This window comes from Pseudomonas soli, assembly GCF_900110655.1.
Lineage (GTDB): Bacteria > Pseudomonadota > Gammaproteobacteria > Pseudomonadales > Pseudomonadaceae > Aquipseudomonas > Aquipseudomonas soli.
Window position 1 is genome coordinate 126116 of record NZ_FOEQ01000008.1, and the last position, 16106, is coordinate 142221.

General features: G+C 65.1%; 10 protein-coding genes and 1 pseudogene. 5 read left to right on the forward strand and 6 right to left on the reverse strand.

The window, feature by feature from the left end; all coding sequences use genetic code 11:
- Window positions 1-3 precede the first annotated feature (3 nt).
- From BMY03_RS18120 to speB, 3 genes are all read right to left on the reverse strand, one after another.
- Complete coding sequence (locus BMY03_RS18120; RefSeq protein WP_094011844.1) at window positions 4-1791, reverse strand: N-acetylglutaminylglutamine amidotransferase; 1788 nt, start codon at window positions 1789-1791, stop codon at window positions 4-6.
- 197 nt (window positions 1792-1988) lie between these two features.
- Complete coding sequence (locus tag BMY03_RS18125) at window positions 1989-3368, reverse strand: sodium:solute symporter family protein (RefSeq protein WP_094011845.1); 1380 nt, start codon at window positions 3366-3368, stop codon at window positions 1989-1991.
- 202 nt (window positions 3369-3570) lie between these two features.
- Window positions 3571-4521 carry an agmatinase gene (speB, locus tag BMY03_RS18130; RefSeq protein ID WP_046854594.1) on the reverse strand — a complete coding sequence of 317 codons (951 nt, stop codon included), beginning with the start codon at window positions 4519-4521 and terminating at the stop codon, window positions 3571-3573.
- 224 nt (window positions 4522-4745) lie between these two features.
- Here speB and BMY03_RS18135 point away from each other — a divergent pair, with 224 nt between their 5' ends.
- From BMY03_RS18135 to BMY03_RS18145, 4 genes and pseudogenes are all read left to right on the forward strand, one after another.
- Complete coding sequence (locus tag BMY03_RS18135) at window positions 4746-5639, forward strand: LysR family transcriptional regulator (protein WP_023631522.1); 894 nt, start codon at window positions 4746-4748, stop codon at window positions 5637-5639.
- Window positions 5640-5785: 146 nt separating this feature from the next.
- Window positions 5786-6088, forward strand: a pseudogene (locus BMY03_RS27015) (PAS domain-containing protein); the annotation flags it as partial.
- Window positions 6089-6316: 228 nt separating this feature from the next.
- Window positions 6317-7345, forward strand: coding sequence for a methyl-accepting chemotaxis protein (locus BMY03_RS18140; protein ID WP_371041529.1), 1029 nt, complete (start codon window positions 6317-6319; stop codon window positions 7343-7345).
- Between the two features lie 160 nt (window positions 7346-7505).
- Window positions 7506-8105, forward strand: a complete 600-nt coding sequence (locus tag BMY03_RS18145; RefSeq protein WP_023632203.1) for a tRNA-uridine aminocarboxypropyltransferase — start codon at window positions 7506-7508, stop codon at window positions 8103-8105.
- Between the two features lie 66 nt (window positions 8106-8171).
- Here the strand turns inward: BMY03_RS18145 and BMY03_RS18150 are convergent, their stop codons facing one another.
- The 3 genes from BMY03_RS18150 to BMY03_RS18160 form a co-directional block, all read right to left on the reverse strand.
- The gene (locus BMY03_RS18150; RefSeq protein ID WP_023632204.1) at window positions 8172-9527 is read right to left on the reverse strand and encodes an HlyD family type I secretion periplasmic adaptor subunit; all 1356 of its coding nucleotides are present in this window, start codon (window positions 9525-9527) and stop codon (window positions 8172-8174) included.
- 56 nt (window positions 9528-9583) lie between these two features.
- Complete coding sequence (locus BMY03_RS18155) at window positions 9584-11719, reverse strand: type I secretion system permease/ATPase (protein WP_094011847.1); 2136 nt, start codon at window positions 11717-11719, stop codon at window positions 9584-9586.
- A gap of 77 nt (window positions 11720-11796) precedes the next feature.
- Window positions 11797-13170, reverse strand: coding sequence for a TolC family outer membrane protein (locus BMY03_RS18160; RefSeq protein WP_038707585.1), 1374 nt, complete (start codon window positions 13168-13170; stop codon window positions 11797-11799).
- 489 nt (window positions 13171-13659) lie between these two features.
- Here BMY03_RS18160 and BMY03_RS18165 point away from each other — a divergent pair.
- Window positions 13660-16106: retention module-containing protein (locus BMY03_RS18165; protein ID WP_143067561.1), on the forward strand; the 2447-nt coding region annotated here is incomplete at its 3' end.

Below are 16106 nucleotides of genomic sequence, written 5' to 3' on the forward strand. Positions count from 1 at the left end.
CGGTCAGATTCCTTGTTCGCTGAGCCACAGGTTCAGGGCCGCCAGTTGCCACAGCTTGGAGCCGCGCAGGGGCGTAAGCTGGCCGTGTGGGTTACTCAGCAGGCGGTCGAGCATGGCCGGATCGAACAGGCCGCGATCCTGGCTCGGGTCGGTCAGCAGCTCGCGTACCCAGCCCAGGGTGGCACCTTCCAGGTGTTTGAGGCCGGGTACGGGGAAGTAGCCCTTCTTGCGGTCGATCACCTCGTGGGGGATGACCCGGCGCGCCGCCTGCTTGAGCACCTGCTTGCCGCCGTCAGGCAGCTTGAAGCGCGCCGGGATGCGCGCCGACAGCTCTACCAGGCGATAGTCGAGGAACGGCGTGCGCGCTTCCAGGCCCCAGGCCATGGTCATGTTGTCGACCCGCTTGACCGGGTCGTCCACCAGCATCACCGTGCTGTCCAGACGCAGCGCCTTGTCCACCGCGTCCGCCGCGCCGGGGCGGGCGAAGTGCTCGCGGACGAAGTCGCCGGCCGCGTCGTTATCCAGCCGCCAAGGCGCCTGCACGGTGTCGCGGTACTCGGCATGGCTGCGGTCGAAGAAGGCCTTGCGATAGGCCGCGAAGGCATCTTCGGCGCCATCGACCTGCGGGTACCAATGGTAGCCGGCGAACAGTTCGTCGGCGCCTTGGCCGCTCTGCACGCCTTTGCAATGCTTGGCCACTTCCCGGGACAGCAGGTAGAAGGCGATGCAGTCGTGGCTTACCATCGGTTCGCTCATGGCGCGGAATGCCGCCGGCAGTTGCTCGATGATCTCGTGCTCGGCGATGCGCAATTGGTGGTGGCGCGTGCCGTAGTGCCGGGCGATCAGGTCGGAGTACTGGAACTCGTCGCCGCGTTCGCCGCCGGCATCCTCGAAGCCGATGGAAAAGGTCGACAGGTCGTCCACCCCGGCCTCGCGCAACAGGCCGACCAGCAGGCTGGAGTCGACACCGCCGGACAGCAGCACGCCGACATCCACCGCCGCGCGCTGACGGATGGCCACGGCGTCGCGGGTGGCGTCGAGCACGCGGCTGGTCCAGCCTTCCAGGTCGAGTTCGCGCTCGTCCGGGTTCGGGCCGTAGTGCAGCTGCCACCAGGTCTGGCGCTCGACTTCACCATGGCGGTCGACGCGCATCCAGGTGCCGGGCTCGAGCTTCTGCACATTGGCCAGCAGGGTGCGCGGCGCGGGCACCACGGCGTGGAAGTTCAGGTAGTGGTTGAGCGCGACCGGGTCGATCACCGGGTCGATATCGCCGCCCTTGAGCAGCGCCGGCAAGGTCGAAGCGAAGCGCAGGCGCTCGCCGTTTCGCGACAGGTACAGAGGTTTGACGCCCAGGCGGTCGCGGGCCAGGAACAGGCGCTGGTTGTCGCGCTCCCAGATGGCCAGGGCGAACATGCCGTTGAGTTTGGGAAGCAGTGCCGCGCCCCAGGCGTGGTAGCCCTTGAGCAGCACTTCGGTGTCGCCATCCGACCAGAAGCGGTAGCCCAGGTCCTGCAGTTCCTGGCGCAGCTCGGGGAAGTTGTAGATCGCGCCATTGAAAGCCAAGGCCAGGCCCAAGTCATTGTCGACCATGGGTTGTGCCGAGCCGTCGGATAAATCCATGATCTTCAGGCGCCGATGGCCAAGGGCGATCGAGCCCTGGCTATGGAAACCCCAGGCATCGGGGCCACGGGGCGCCAGGTGGTGGGTGATGCGCTCCACCGCGGCGAGGTCCGCCGGGCGAGGCGCTTGGTCGATGGGGGTGAAACGTAACTCTCCTGCTAATCCGCACATAAGTCCTTACCGGTTTTGCCGTTGGGGAGGGTGTGCCGCGAAGGCGGGCACTTAGGTAGTGACCGGGGCAGGATGTGAGAGTTTTAGATCGATCTGTTATATAGGGCGAGTGGTCGCCGGTTTCGCGAGTAGGACTTTCGCCGACAAGGTGCTTCTGTGCATTGAAGCTACCTTGCCGACAATGAGGTTGGAAATGGTCAGGCCAGGTTCACCGTTGCCACCGGCTTGCGTGATGCCAGGCTGACCAGCACGAAGCTCAGCAGGCCGATGCCCAGGCTGTAGTAGATCGGCGAATTGGCATCCAGGCCGTCCTTGAACATGAAGAACAACGCGGTGGCGAAGCCCAGCGTCATACTGGCGATGGCGCCGGCGGTGGTCGCGCGTTTCCAGAAGATCGCCCCCATCAGCGGGATGAGCATGCCGCCCACCAGCAGGTTGTAGGCCAGGGTCAGGGCGCTGATCACATCGTTCACCGCCAGGGCGATGCCCAGCACCACCAGGCCGGTGAGCAGGGTGAAGAGGCGGTTAATGCCCAGGCTCGACTGCTTGCCCCCGCGTAGTTTTGGCAGCAGGTCTTCGGTCAGGGTGGTCGAGGCGGCCAGCAGGCCGGCGCTGGCGGTGGACATCATCGCGGCCAGGGCGGCGGCCATCAGCAGGCCACGGATGCCCTCGGGCAGTTGGCCCTTGATCATCTCGGCGAAGGCGTTGTTCGGGTTGGCAAGGTCCGGCATCAGCACGTGGGCGGCCATGCCGATCAGTGCGCAGGCCAGGCCGTATAGCACGCAGTAGACCCCGGCGGTGGTGCCGGCGCGCTGGCAGACCTTCTCGTCACGGGCGGTGAACACGCGCTGCCAGATGTCCTGGCCGATCAGGATGCCGAAGAAGTAGATCAGGAAGTAGGTAATGATGGTGTCCCAACCGATGGTGGTCCAGCTGAAGCTGGCCGCCGGCAGCTTGGCCACCAGGGCATCCCAGCCGCCGGCCTTGTACAGGCACACCGGCAGCAGGATGAACATCAGGCCCACGGTCTTGATCACGAACTGGACGATGTCGGTCAGGGTCAGCGACCACATGCCGCCGATGGTCGAGTACACCACCACCACGCCGCCGCCGAACAGCAGGGCCATCCAGAAGGGCACGTCGAGCAGGACCTGCAGCACTGTGCCCATGGCCAGGGTCGAGGTCACCGCGATCATCAGTGCGTAGGCGAGCATGATCGCCGCGCTGGCCTGGCGGGCCATCGGGTTGTAGCGGCGCTCCAGCACCTGGGTGACGGTGAAGATCTTCAGGCGCAGCAGCGGCTTGGCCAGGAACAGGTTGAGGGCGATGATCCCCAGGCCCAGGGCGGCGCACAGCCAGAAGCCGGAGATGCCGTGCACATAGCCCAGGCGCACTGTGCCGACGGTGGAAGCGCCGCCGAGCACGGTGGTGGCCATGGTGCCCATGTACAGCGTCGGGCCGAGGTTGCGCCCGGCCACCAGGTAGTCTTCGTGAGTCTTCGCGCGCCGCATGCCGTACCAGCCAAGCGCGAGCATGCCGGCGGCATAGATCAGTACAACGATGATGTCCAAGGCCATTGGGGGTCTCCCGATTATCTTTATTATGGCGAGATCGGCCGTCCGGACGGTGCAAGGCGCCCGGCGGTTCTGTCTTGTGTTGGCGGGCCTCTATGGCCCTCCCGAATGGCTCCTGCCGGGGGTGTTTCTATGCTGGTGTCGTGACGTCTTCATCGCTGGCAAGCCAGCTTCCACAGGAAACCGGTTTGCCAGCGATGAGGTATCAGCGGCGTACCACCCCTGGCAGCACGCAGAGCATTTCGAACAGCAGGTTGGCACCCAGCAACGAGGTGTTGCCGGTGGTGTCGTAGGGTGGGGAAACCTCGACCAGGTCGCAGCCGATCAGGTCCAGGCCGTGGCAGCCGCGGATGATCTCCATCGCCTGGATGGTGGTCAAGCCGCCGATCTCCGGGGTGCCGGTGCCGGGCGCCCAGGCCGGGTCGATGCCGTCGATGTCGAACGACAGGTAAACCGGGCCGCCACCGACTTTCTCGCGCACTTCGGCCATCAGCGGCGCCAGCGACTTGTGCCAGCACTCCTCGGCCTGCACCACGCGAAAGCCCTGGCGGCGGCTCCAGTTGAAGTCGTCGGCGGTGTAGCCCTGGGCGCGCAGGCCGATCTGCACCACTCGGTCGCAATCGAGCAGGCCTTCTTCCACGGCGCGGCGGAAGGTGGTGCCGTGGGCGATCTTCTCGCCGAACATGTGGTCGTTGACGTCGGCGTGGGCATCGATGTGAACCAGGCCTATCTTGCCGTGCTTCTTGTGCAGGGCACGCAGGATCGGCAGGGTGATGGTGTGGTCGCCGCCCAGGGTCAGCGGGATGACATTGTGCTCGACGATTTCGTCGTAGGCCTCTTCGATGATGCGCACGGCGTCGAGCAGGTTGAAGGTGTTGATCGCCACGTCACCGATGTCGGCCACCGACAGCGAGTCGAACGGGGCGGCGCCGGTGGCCATGTTGTAGGGGCGGATCATCACCGACTCGGCGCGGATCTGCCGCGGGCCGAAGCGGGTGCCGGAACGCAGCGAGGTGCCGATGTCCAGCGGCACGCCGATGAACGCGGCGTCCAGGCCTTCGGCGCTTTGCAGGTGGGGCAGGCGAAGCATGGTGGCGATGCCGCCGAAACGCGGCATTTCGTTGCCGCCCAGTGGTTGGTGGAGAATCTTGTCCACGGTGGGCCTCATTAGTCGGTCGATTGTTCTGTTTGTTCGAACCTGTGCCGCCGCGCGCCTGGATCATCTGGTCATGCTGGCGGGCAGGGACATTTCGCCGCAGTCTGCGCAAGGTAGTGGTCGGGAAGAATCGCTACCGACAAATACTTACTTCAGGATTCTCTGAACTATCGGCCGGCAACCGAGTTAGACTCTGGCGATTTCCACCCTGCGGACCCTGCACCATGGCTTCATCGCTGCCCGACCTGAAACTGCTGCGCATCTTCGCCAGCGTGGTGCGCCACCAGGGTTTCGCCAACGCCCAGCGTGACCTCAACCTGTCGACCTCGGCGATCAGCACCTACATGAGCCAGCTGGAAAGCGCCCTGGGCATCGTGCTCTGCCACCGTGGCCGGGGCGGCTTCAGCCTGACCAGCAAGGGTGAACTGTTCCACCAGGAGACCTTGCGCCTGCTCGGTGAGCTGGACGGTTTCGAACAGTACGCCGCGGCGCTCAAGGGCGAGCTGCGCGGTACCCTCAACCTGGGGGTGATCGACTCCACCGTTGGCGACAGCGCCCTGCCGCTGGCCGAGGCCATTGGCGCCTACAGCCAGGAACACCCGGCGGTGCACCTGCACCTGTCGGTATCGAGCCCCTACGAACTGCAACTGGGGGTGCAGGACAACCGCCTGGACCTGGCCATCGGCGCGTTCTCCTCGCGCATGAGCGGGCTGGTCTACCAGCCGCTGTACCGCGAGCAGCACTGGCTGTATTGCAGCAGTCGTCACGCGCTGTTCGGCGAGCGGCGCATTCCTGAGCCGGTGATCACCCAGCAGCGCATGGTCGGACGGGGCTACTGGAGCCAGGCCGAGCTGGCCAGGCATGGTTTCAAGCACAGCGCGGCCACCGTGGAGAGCATGGAGGCGCAGTTGATCCTCATTCTCTCCGGCGCCTACATCGGCTACCTGCCCGAGCACTATGCCCAGGCCTGGGTCGACAAGGGCGACCTGCGCGTGCTGTCGCCGGCCACGTTCGGCTACCAGGCACCGTTTTCCCTGATCATCCGCCGTGGCCGCAGCCGGGAATCGTTGATCCAGACCTTCCGCGACCTGCTCAAGAGCCAGCTCAACGTAGGGTGAGGACTGTCGCGTTGTGAACATTCCGTCAGGGCGGGCGAATTTTCTACAAAACTTGACCGCTGGCATGCTGGCCTTCTGCTAAATATCTACTTGCTTTGATGATTTTCCCACTCATCTGGATAAGCAAGGGATCGCCAACGATGCGCATGAATTTGCCCGTCACCGAGCACGAAAGAACCTTTCCCCAAGACCAGCGGCTGATCTCCACCACCGACCTGAACAGTCGCATTACCTATTGCAACGACGCATTCGTGGCCATCAGCGGCTTCACCTACGACGAACTGGTCGGCCAGCCACACAACCTGGTGCGTCATCCCGACATGCCGCCGGCGGTCTTCGGGCATATGTGGGACACCATCAAGCAAGGCAAACCGTGGATGGGCGTGGTCAAGAACCGCGCCAAGAATGGCGATTTCTACTGGGTCAGCGCCTACGTCACGGCGGTGTACGAGAACGGCCGCATCAGTGGCTACGAATCGGTGCGCTCGGTGCCGAGCCGGGAGCAGATCCGCCGGGCGGAAAAGCTGTACGCCCGTCTGCGGGCGGGGCGCTCGCCGGTCCCGCTGGCAGCACGCCTGGGGCATGGGATCGGCCATGGCTGGCCGCTGATCGGCGCGGGCCTGCTGTCGGCCGCCGCCTACCTGTGGTTTCCCCCCTATGCGGCGCTGGGGGGGCTGATGGCCAGCCTGCTGGCGGCCTGGTACGTGGTTGAGCACCGGCAGAACCAGTCGATTCGCCGTACTCTCGAAGAGCACCCCAAGGCCTTTACCAGCCCGCTGGTGGCCCTGACCTACAGTGACAACCCCGGCCTGCAGGGCCAGCTAGACCTGGCCATCATCAGCGAAGAGGCGCGCCTGCAGACCGCGCTGACCCGCCTGGTGGATGCCGGTGTCGGGGTCAAGTCACGGGCCGCGCAGTCCGCCGGGCTGTCCGATGCCCAGGCGCAGATGCTCGACCGCCAGCGCAGCGAGACCGACCAGTCGGCCACCGCCATCGCGCAGATGGCGGCGACCATCCAGCAGGTGACCCATAACGTGCAGACCACCGCCCACGCCGCCAGCGACGCTGACCAACTGGCCCAGCAGGGCAGCGACCTGGCGCAGCAGAGCCTGCGCGCCATGGGCAGCATGAACGAGGCGGTCAGCGACATCGGCCAGGCGGTCAATGCCCTGGCCGAGCAGACCCAGTCCATCGGCAGCGTGGTGGATGTGATCACCTCGATTGCCGAGCAGACCAACCTCCTGGCGCTCAATGCCGCCATCGAGGCGGCGCGGGCCGGCGAGCAGGGCAGGGGCTTCGCCGTGGTGGCGGACGAGGTGCGGTCGCTGGCGCAGCGCACCCGCGCCTCGACCGAGGAGATCCACCACATCATCTCCACCCTGCGTTCCGGTGCCGACCGTGCGGTGGCCAGCGCCAGCCGCGGGCAGCAGATCTCCAGCGACAGCGTGCACAGCGTCGAGGCGGTGCAGGAGGCGTTGTCGGGGATCGCCCAGGCGATCAGTCGCATCACCGGCATGAGCCAGCAGATGGCCACGGCGTCGGAGCAGCAGAGCCATGTGGCCGAGGATATCAACCAGCAGATCGTGCGCATCGCCCATTTGTGCGACGAGAGCGCGGGGCAGGCCAAGCAGGGCGCCGAGATCAGTCAGGACCTGGAGCGCATGGCGGAGTACCTGCACAGCCTGGCGGAGCGGTTCAACCGCTGATGCCCGTTGCCTTCATCGCCGGCAAGCCGGCTCCCACAGGGACAGTGCAAGGCTTGAGGTTTGCGCGGTCGGTGTGGGAGCCGGCTTGCCGGCGAAAGGCCCGCAAAGCGGGCCCAAATTTCCAGCCTGTGGCAAAATCCCTCCGCCAACGGAGATCCCCATGCCCAGACCTCGCTGCGAGCGCTGCCAGCGCCCGCTCGCCCATTGCCTCTGCCCACTGATCCCGCACCTGGACAGCCGTACCCGCGTGATCGTGTTGCAACACCCCAGTGAAACCGCCCACGCCCTGAACACGGCTCGCCTGGCCGCCCTTGGGTTAGTGAATGCAGAGTTGCGGATCGGCGAGGTGTTCGATGACCTGGCGACCTTGCTGACGACACCGGGTTATCGCCCGGTGCTGTTGTTCCCAGGTGATGAGGCAGAGGTCCTGCAGGCATACGGGCAGGGTGATGATCTGCCGTTGCTGCTGATCGTACCCGACGGCACCTGGCGCAAGGCACGCAAGATGCTCTACCTGAACCCGCAGCTGGAAGCCTTGCCACGGGTGACGCTGGGCGCAGTCCTGCCTTCGCGCTACCGGTTGCGCAAGGCCCCTGAGCCAGGCGCCGTATCAACCCTCGAGGCGATCGTGCAGGCGCTGAACGTGCTGGAAGCGCCTGCTGGCTTCGATGCGTTGTTGCGCCCGTTCGAGGCGTTGATCGACGGGCAGATCGCAGCCATGGGCGCGGAAACCTTCGAGCGTAATCACGGCCAGGGTTGATCAAACGGTTGGCTGTGCCGGCCTTATCGCGGGGCAAGCCCGCTCCCACTGATATTCAGATCGCGCTCAGCGCTCGCGCAACGCCTCGGTCCGGGCCTTCATCACCGGCTTCAGCAGATAGTCCAGCACGCTCTTCTGCCCGGTAATGATGTCCACCGTGGCGACCATCCCCGGGATGATCAGCAGCGGCTTGTTGTCGCCCCCCAGGTGGTTCTTGTCGGTGCGCACCTGGATCAGGTAGAACGCATTGCCTTTGTCGTCGGTGACGGTGTCCGCGCCGATCAGCTCCAGCTTGGCCTTGAGCCCGCCGTAGATGGTGTAGTCGTAGGCGCTGAACTTGACCATTGCGGTCTGCCCCGGGTGCAGGAACGCCACGTCCTGCGGCCGTACCTTGGCCTCGATCAGCAGGTTGTCCTCGATAGGCACGATCTCCACCAGGTCGCTGCCGGGCTGCACCACGCCGCCGATGGTGTTGACCTTGAGCAGCTTGACGATGCCGCGCACCGGCGACACCACGGTGGTGCGGTTGACCCGGTCGTCGATGGCTATGCTGGTGGCGGTGATCTTCGACAGTTCGGTGCGTTTGTCGTTGAGCTCCTTGGCGGCGTCGGAGCGAAAGCTTGCGTCCGATTCCTGAATCTTGCTGCGGATCTCGGCGATCGCCGCTTCGGCGCGGGGTATGGCCAGGTTGGTCGCGTTCAGCTGGCCGCGCGCCTCGACGCTGCGCTGCTTGAGGCGCAGGATCTCCACCGGGGAGATGGCGCCCTTGCTCACTAGCGGCGAGGACATGTCCAGTTCCTGCTGCAACAGGCCCACCGCCGAGCGGTACTGGTCGACCTTGGAACGAAACTCGGCCAGCTCCTGAGTCTTCTGCCGTAGCTGTTCATTGAGGGTCTGCTTCTCGCTGGTCAGGCGGCGCTGGCGTGATTCGTATAGCGCGGCCTCGTCCTCGGCCACCTGCGGCGCCTTGGCGCGTACTTCGCTCGACAGCACGAAGGGGCGGCCTTCGGATTCGGCCGACAGGCGCTCCACCTGCGCGGTGAGGGCGTAACGGTCGGCCTCGCTTTCACCCTTGTTCGACTTGAAGCGCGTGTCATCCAGGCGCAGGAGGGTGGCGCCCTTGTCGACCATCTGCCCCTCGCGCACGAAGATCTCGGTGACGATGCCGCCTTCGAGGTTCTGCACCACCTGCACCTTGCTCGACGGGATTGCCTTGCCTTCGCCGACGGTGACTTCATCGAGCACCGCGAAGTTGGCCCAGACCAGCGCCACCAGCAGCAGGATCGCCGCCAGCCACACGGTCAGGCGCGACAGGCTGGGCGACTCCTGCAGGGTGGCGCCGGCCAACTCTGGCATATAGTCGCGTTCGGCGCGGCTGTCGCCGCCCTGGAGGTAGCTGCGCACGCTGTGGCTGATGGGCATGTTCTACCTCCGATGCAGGCCGGGGCCCGCTCCCACAGGGATTCAACAGTGTTGGTTTACAGCGCCGCGCCGATACGGCCCTTGCGCAGCGCGTCGATGACCGCATCCTTCGGCCCGTCGGCAACGATCTTGCCGTTGTCCAGTACCAGCAGCCGGTCCACCAGGCTGAGCATCGAGGTGCGGTGGGTGACCAGCAGCAGGGTCTTGCCGGGCACCCAGTTCAGCAGGCGCTGGCGCAGTTGCTCTTCGCTGCTGTTGTCCATGTGGCTGGTGGGCTCGTCGAGTATCAGGATCGGCGGCTCCAGCAGCAGGGCCCGGGCCAGCAGCACGGCCTGGCGCTGGCCGCCGGAGAGCAGCTGGCCGCGCTCGCCCACCGGGCGGTCGAAGCCTTGCGGGTGCTGGCGGGCCAGCTCGCTGACGCCGGTCAGTTCGGCGACTTCCAGCATGCGCGCGTCGCTGACGTGCCGTGCGCCGAGGGTGAGGTTGTCGCGCAGGCTGCCGGCCAGCAGCGGCAGGTCGTGGGCCACGTAGCCGAGTTGGCTGCGCAGGTCGCTGATATCCAGTTGGCGCAGGTCGAGGTTGTCCAGCAGCACCTGGCCTTCGTCGGGGTGATGGAATCCCATCAACAGCCGGGCAAGGGTGCTCTTGCCCGAGCCGCTGCGGCCGATGATACCGATGCGCTCGCCCGGCTTGAGGGCGGCGCTGACGTCGTTGAGGGCTGGCGCCGTTTGCCCGGCATAGCGGAAGGTGGCGTGGTTGATGGTGATGCCACCTTGCAGCGAGGTGTGCTCCAGCGCCTGGTGCTCGGCCTCGCGCTCCTGGGGCAGGCTCATCAGGGCGTCGGTGCTGCGCATGGTCAGCTGGGCTTGTTGGTAGCGGGTGATCAGCCCAGCGATCTGGCCGAGCGGGGCGAGCACCCGGCTGCCGAGCATGTAGCTGGCCACCAGCGCGCCGACGCTGAGGTTGCCGGCGATGATGCTGTACACCCCGGCGACGATCGTCGCCATGCCGCAGAACTGCTGGATGAACAGCGTGCCGTTGCTGGCCAGCGACGACAGGTTGCGGGCATGGGCGTCGAGGCGGGCGATGGCGCCGTTGGTGTGTTCCCACTGGTACTGGCGTTCGCTTTCGGCGCCGCACGCCTTGAGGGTTTCCAGGCCGCCGAGGGTCTCGATCAGCAGCGCCTGGCGCACCGCGCCGAGGCTCAGGCTTTTTTGCACGGTGTCGCGCAGGCGCACCTGGATGAACAGCGCCAGGCCTACCGCCAGCGGGAACGCGATCAGCGGGATCACCACCAGCCAGCCCCCGAGCAGGCCGATCACCAGCAGCATCAGGGCCACGAACGGCAGGTCGATGATGCTGGTCAGGGTCACGGCGGTGAGGAATTCGCGCAGCCCCTGGAAGTCATGGATGCTCTGGGCGAAGCCGCCGATGGTGGCCGGGCGCGCCTTCATGCTCATGCCGGTGATGCGTTCGAACAAGGTGGCGGAGAGAATCAGGTCGGTCTTCTTGCCGGCCTGGTCCAGCAGGTGGGCGCGAACCATGCGCAGCACCAGTTCGAAGGCGGTGCCGATGAACAGGCCGGCGACCAGCACCCACAGGGTGGACAGCGCCTGGTTGGGGACCACGCGGTCGTAGGTCTGCATGACGAACAGCGGCACCATCAGGCCCAGGAGGTTGATCAGCAGGCTGGCCAGCAGGGCATCGCTGTACAGCCAGCGGGAGTGGCGCAGGGTGTCGCGGAACCAGGCGTTGACCCGCGGGATCAGCGGCGCGCGTACATCCTCCAGGGTATGCCGGGGGCGCGCGAACAGGGCCTGGCCGCTGTAGGCCTGCGCCAGGGCTTCGCGCTCGACCCACTGCTCACCACCCTCGGCCTCGCAGGGCAGCAGCAATGCCCGGCCGTTTTCGCCCCAGCGTTGCAGCACGGCGCTGCGGCCGTCATCGAGGATCAGCAGCACCGGCAAGTTGAGCGGGGAAATGGCGTCCAGGTCACGCCGCAGCACGCGAGCCTGCAACCCGGCACGTGCGGCGGCGCGGGGCAGCAGGCCCAGGCCCAGGCGTTGCTCGGCCAGTGGCAGGCCACTGCACAGGCTGGCACGGCTGGCCGTGCAGCCATGCAGCTTGCACAGGATCAGCAGGCCATCGAGCAACGGATCATCAACATCCAGGCGCGGTTGCGCGCTTTGCATACTGGTCACGATGGCCTACTCCTGCCGCGGTGGACGGGAAATGGGCGCTGGCGAAAAGTCCCTTGTCTCGTCAGAACCTAACGCATGTCAGGCAATGTCGCCTCGTTGCGCACTTCGGTCTTGGCGATGGCTTCCGGCGGCAGCGAGATACGCTGCTTGCTCAGCAGCTCGCCCATGGTCGCCAGCACCCGGTACATCGAGAACTCTTCGGTATAGCGCACCTCGGTGTAGCGACGGTTGGCGTTGTACAGCTCGTTCTCGCTGTCGAGCACGTCGAGCAGGGTGCGCTGGCCCAGGCCGAACTGGTCCTGGTAGGCGGCACGCACGCGCTGGGTGGTCTCGGCGTACTCGCGGGCGCTTGGGGTCTGCTTGCGGGCGTTGTTCATCGCGTTCCAGGCCAGGCTGAGGTTTTCGTTCAGCTCGCGCAGGGCGTTGTTGCGGATGTCCATCGCCTGGTTGATCTTGTGCGCGTCCGACTGCAGGCGGGCTTTGTCGCTGCCGCCGCGGAACAGGTTGTAGCTGAGCTCGACGCCGGCCTGCCAGTCATTGTTGTCGTGCCCCTTCTGGCCGCCGAGGTTGTTGTTGGCACCGGTGGCCAGCACTGCATCCAGGCGTGGGTAGAAGGGCGACTTGGCCACTTCGTATTGCTGCTCGGCGGAGCGCACGTCGGCCTGCGCCGACTTGAGGTAGGGGTTGTTCTCGAGCATGCCCTGGCGGGCATTGAGCAGGTCGCCCGGTACTTCGCCCTTGATGGTGACCGGGGTTTCCAGCTCGTCCGGCAGGCGCCCGACTACGCTGTAGAAGTTGGCCTCGGCGTCGGCCAGGTCGACTTCGGCGGTATCCAGGTTGTTCTCGGCCAGTGCACGACGGGCGCGGGATTGGTCGAGGTCGGCGGTGCTGCCCACGCCGCGCTCGCTACGCAGGCCGATCTGGTCGTTGACCCGCAGGTGGGCCTGCAGGTTGTTCTTGGCCAAGCTCACCAGCTCGCGGCGCTTGAGCACCTCTAGGTAAACCTCGATCGCACGCAGGGCGATGCTCTCGGCAGTGGCCTGGGTGTAGTAGGCGCGTGAGGTGGCCACCGCTTCGGTGCGGGCGACCTCGTTGGAGGTATTGAAGCCGTCGAACAGCATCTGCCGCAGGCGCAGTTCCGACTGGGTGTAGTTGAGCGTTTCCTTGTTGTGGTTACGCGTGCCGTCCGGGTTGAAGCCGCGGGTGTTGGTGTTGTCCGAACGTTGCCGGCCGTAGCCTGCGACCAGATCGACGGTTGGGTAGTACCCCCCGCGGGCGAACTTCACATCCTCGTCAGCGGACAGCCTGCTGTTGCGGCTGGCGCTGATCTCGGGATGCTGGTCCACGGCGTTCTGGACAGCCTCGGTAATCGACATCGCCTGACTGTTGGCACACGCCATGGCCAACAAAATCGCACTGGTGATGGGGGTTAAAGCGCGCATGGGGTACATCTCCCTGGTCCTGAATAATGTCCTGCTGTTCGCCAAAAAAATGACGAAAAATTAGAATCAAACCGTTTCAGGTTTGTAACAACAGAGCTAAGAACATTTACCGGGCGAGCTAAGAAGATTTTTTCATAAGATATATGCGAAAAAAAACTTATGCGGTCTAAGAAATCCGGGACATTGTTTCATTCAGGTGGTTACGGGAATTGGCTGGGACAGGCGATTTTCGGGCTTTGGTGAAAGTTCCAGATTTTTTGCAGCTAAGGAGACAGGGGAGGAAGGCGAAAGCGGAATTTGGCGACAAAAAAATGGCACTCAATAATGGCCATTCGCCCTGTCCACTATCGCGGCAGTCGTCACAAGGAGCGTGGTTTCTCACGAACGTGACAGCAACGGTTCCAGCAACCATGGCACTCGGAACCTTGCGCACATTACCCGGCACGCCTTGATCTGCGAAAAGCCCATCGGCAGGGGAGGCGTACGCTCATGGCTAAATTAGTCGGTGTGGTCGGCAAGGTAGTCGGCCAGGTATTCGCGGTGGGCGATGACGGTCATCGCCGCCTGTTGGTGGAAGGGGATCGCCTGTTCGCCGGCGAGCAACTGGAGACCGGAAGCGAGGGCGCGGTGGCGGTGCGCTTGCAAAACGGTGCCGAGCTGACCCTGGGCCGTGGCAGCAGCCTGGAGATGACCCCCGACCTGCTGGCCGATCGCGCTCCTCATGTACAAGCGCCGGACACGCAGCCCAGCAACGCCCAGCTCAGTGACGTCGAGCAACTGCAAAAAGCCATTGCCGCAGGCGCCGACCCCACGCAGGAAGCCGAAGCGACCGCGGCGGGCGGCAACCCTGGTGGCGTGTCGGGTGCGCTCGGTGGCGGCCACAGTTTCGTGATACTGACCGAGGTGGCCGGTCGGGTGGATCCCACCATCGGTTTCCCTACGGCGGGCTTCAACGGCTTCCCTTTGCTGGCCAACCTCGAGCTTGGTGGGCTCGATGGCAATGACGCGGCGCCCCTGCCGGCCGGCGCGCCACCCGCTGACAATCCGGTCAGCCTCACCGGCCTGGATGTCAGCCCTGCCGAGTTGAGCCTGGACGAGGCGAACCTGCCCCAGGGCTCGGCCAGCAACCCTCTGGCCTTGACCCAGTCGGGCAGCTTCACGGTGGTTGCCGCCGATGGCGTGTTCAACCTCAGTGTCGGTGGCATCAATGTGGTCACCGCTGGCGTGGTGACCGGCGTCGGCCAGTCCATCGTCACCGGGCTCGGCAATGTGCTGACCATCACGGGCTACAACCCGGCCACGGGCGTGGTGAGCTACAGCTACACCCTGACCGGCGCGGAACATCATCCGGAAGGTGCCGGGACCAATACATTGGGCGAGCAGTTCCCGGTGCTGGTCAGCGACACCGATGGCGATGTGGCCAGCGGCACGCTGGACGTTATCGTTCGTGACGATGTGCCCAGGGCTGTGAATGACAGCAATGCCACCACCGCCACCGAGCAGCATCTGGAACTCAGCGGCAATGTGCTGACCAACGATATCCAGGGCGCGGACCGCATCCCCAGCGGCCCGGTGGTGGCCGGTACCTTCGTTGGCACCTACGGCACCCTGGTGCTGGCGGCGGATGGTTCCTACACCTACACCCTCAATACCAACGATCCGGACTTCAAGAATCTGCACGGTGGCGGCAGTGGGGTGGAAAACTTTACCTACACCCTGAAAGACGCCGACGGCGACACCAGCACCGCGACCCTGACCCTCAACGTCAGCAACCTCGATGACCCGGTGACCCTCGGCGGGCTGGACGTCAAAGGCGGCGAGCTGACCGTCTACGAGAAGAACCTGGCCGACGGCAGTGCACCCAATCCCGATGCGCTGACGCAGAGCGGCACCTTCACGGTGACGGCGCCCGATGGCCTGCAGACCTTGAACGTCGGCGGCATCACCGTGGTCAGTGGCGGCGTGGCGGCAAGTTTCCCGCAGTCGATCACCACTACGCTGGGCAACACCCTGACCATCACCGGTTACAACCCGGCCACGGGTGTGATCAGCTACAGCTACACCTTGCTGGACAACGAGAGCCACGCCAACGGCGACGGCGCCAACAGCCTGTCCGAGCATTTCACCGTCACCGCCACGGACACCGATGGCAGCACGGCCACTGGTTCGCTGGACGTGAACATCGTCGACGACCTGCCCAAGGCCAATCCCGATGCGGCCAGTGTCGTCGAAGGCGGCACGGTCAGCGGCAACGTGCTCGACAACGATACGTCTGGCGCGGACGTACGGGCCGATGGTCGTTACGTGGTGGGTGTGCGAGCCGGGTCCGATACCTCGACATCGGCCAGTGGCCAATTGGGCGATCCGGTCCAGGGCCAGTACGGTTACCTGACCCTCGATGCCCAAGGCAACGCCACCTATCACGCCAACCCCAATGCCGTGGCGCCGGCGGGCGCCACGGATGTCTTCGTCTATACCGTGCGTGACAGTGATGGCGACGAAAGCACCACCACCATTACCATCGACGTGCGCGATTGCTCGCTGATCGCCGGGCCTGACAGCGAGGTCACGGTCTACGAGAAAGCACTTGATCTGAACAAGGATGGCAACGATCTGGCCGGTGGCAATGTTACCGGCAGTGAACCGGGTTCCACCGGCGAGACGGCCAGCGGTTCGTTGGCCAGTTCCGTCAGCGGTGGCGTGGGCGGGCTGACCTTCACCTTGGTCGGTAACGCCACCGGCCAGTATGGCCAGATCCAGCTCAATACGGATGGCACCTACACCTACACCTTGACCTCCGCACCGAACTCGCCGAATCACGTCAACGATGGCCCGAATGTGCTGACTGAATCCTTCACCTACCAGGTCAAGGATTCGCTCGGCAACACCACCACCAGCACCATCGTGATCAGCATCGTCGATGACGTGCCCAAGGC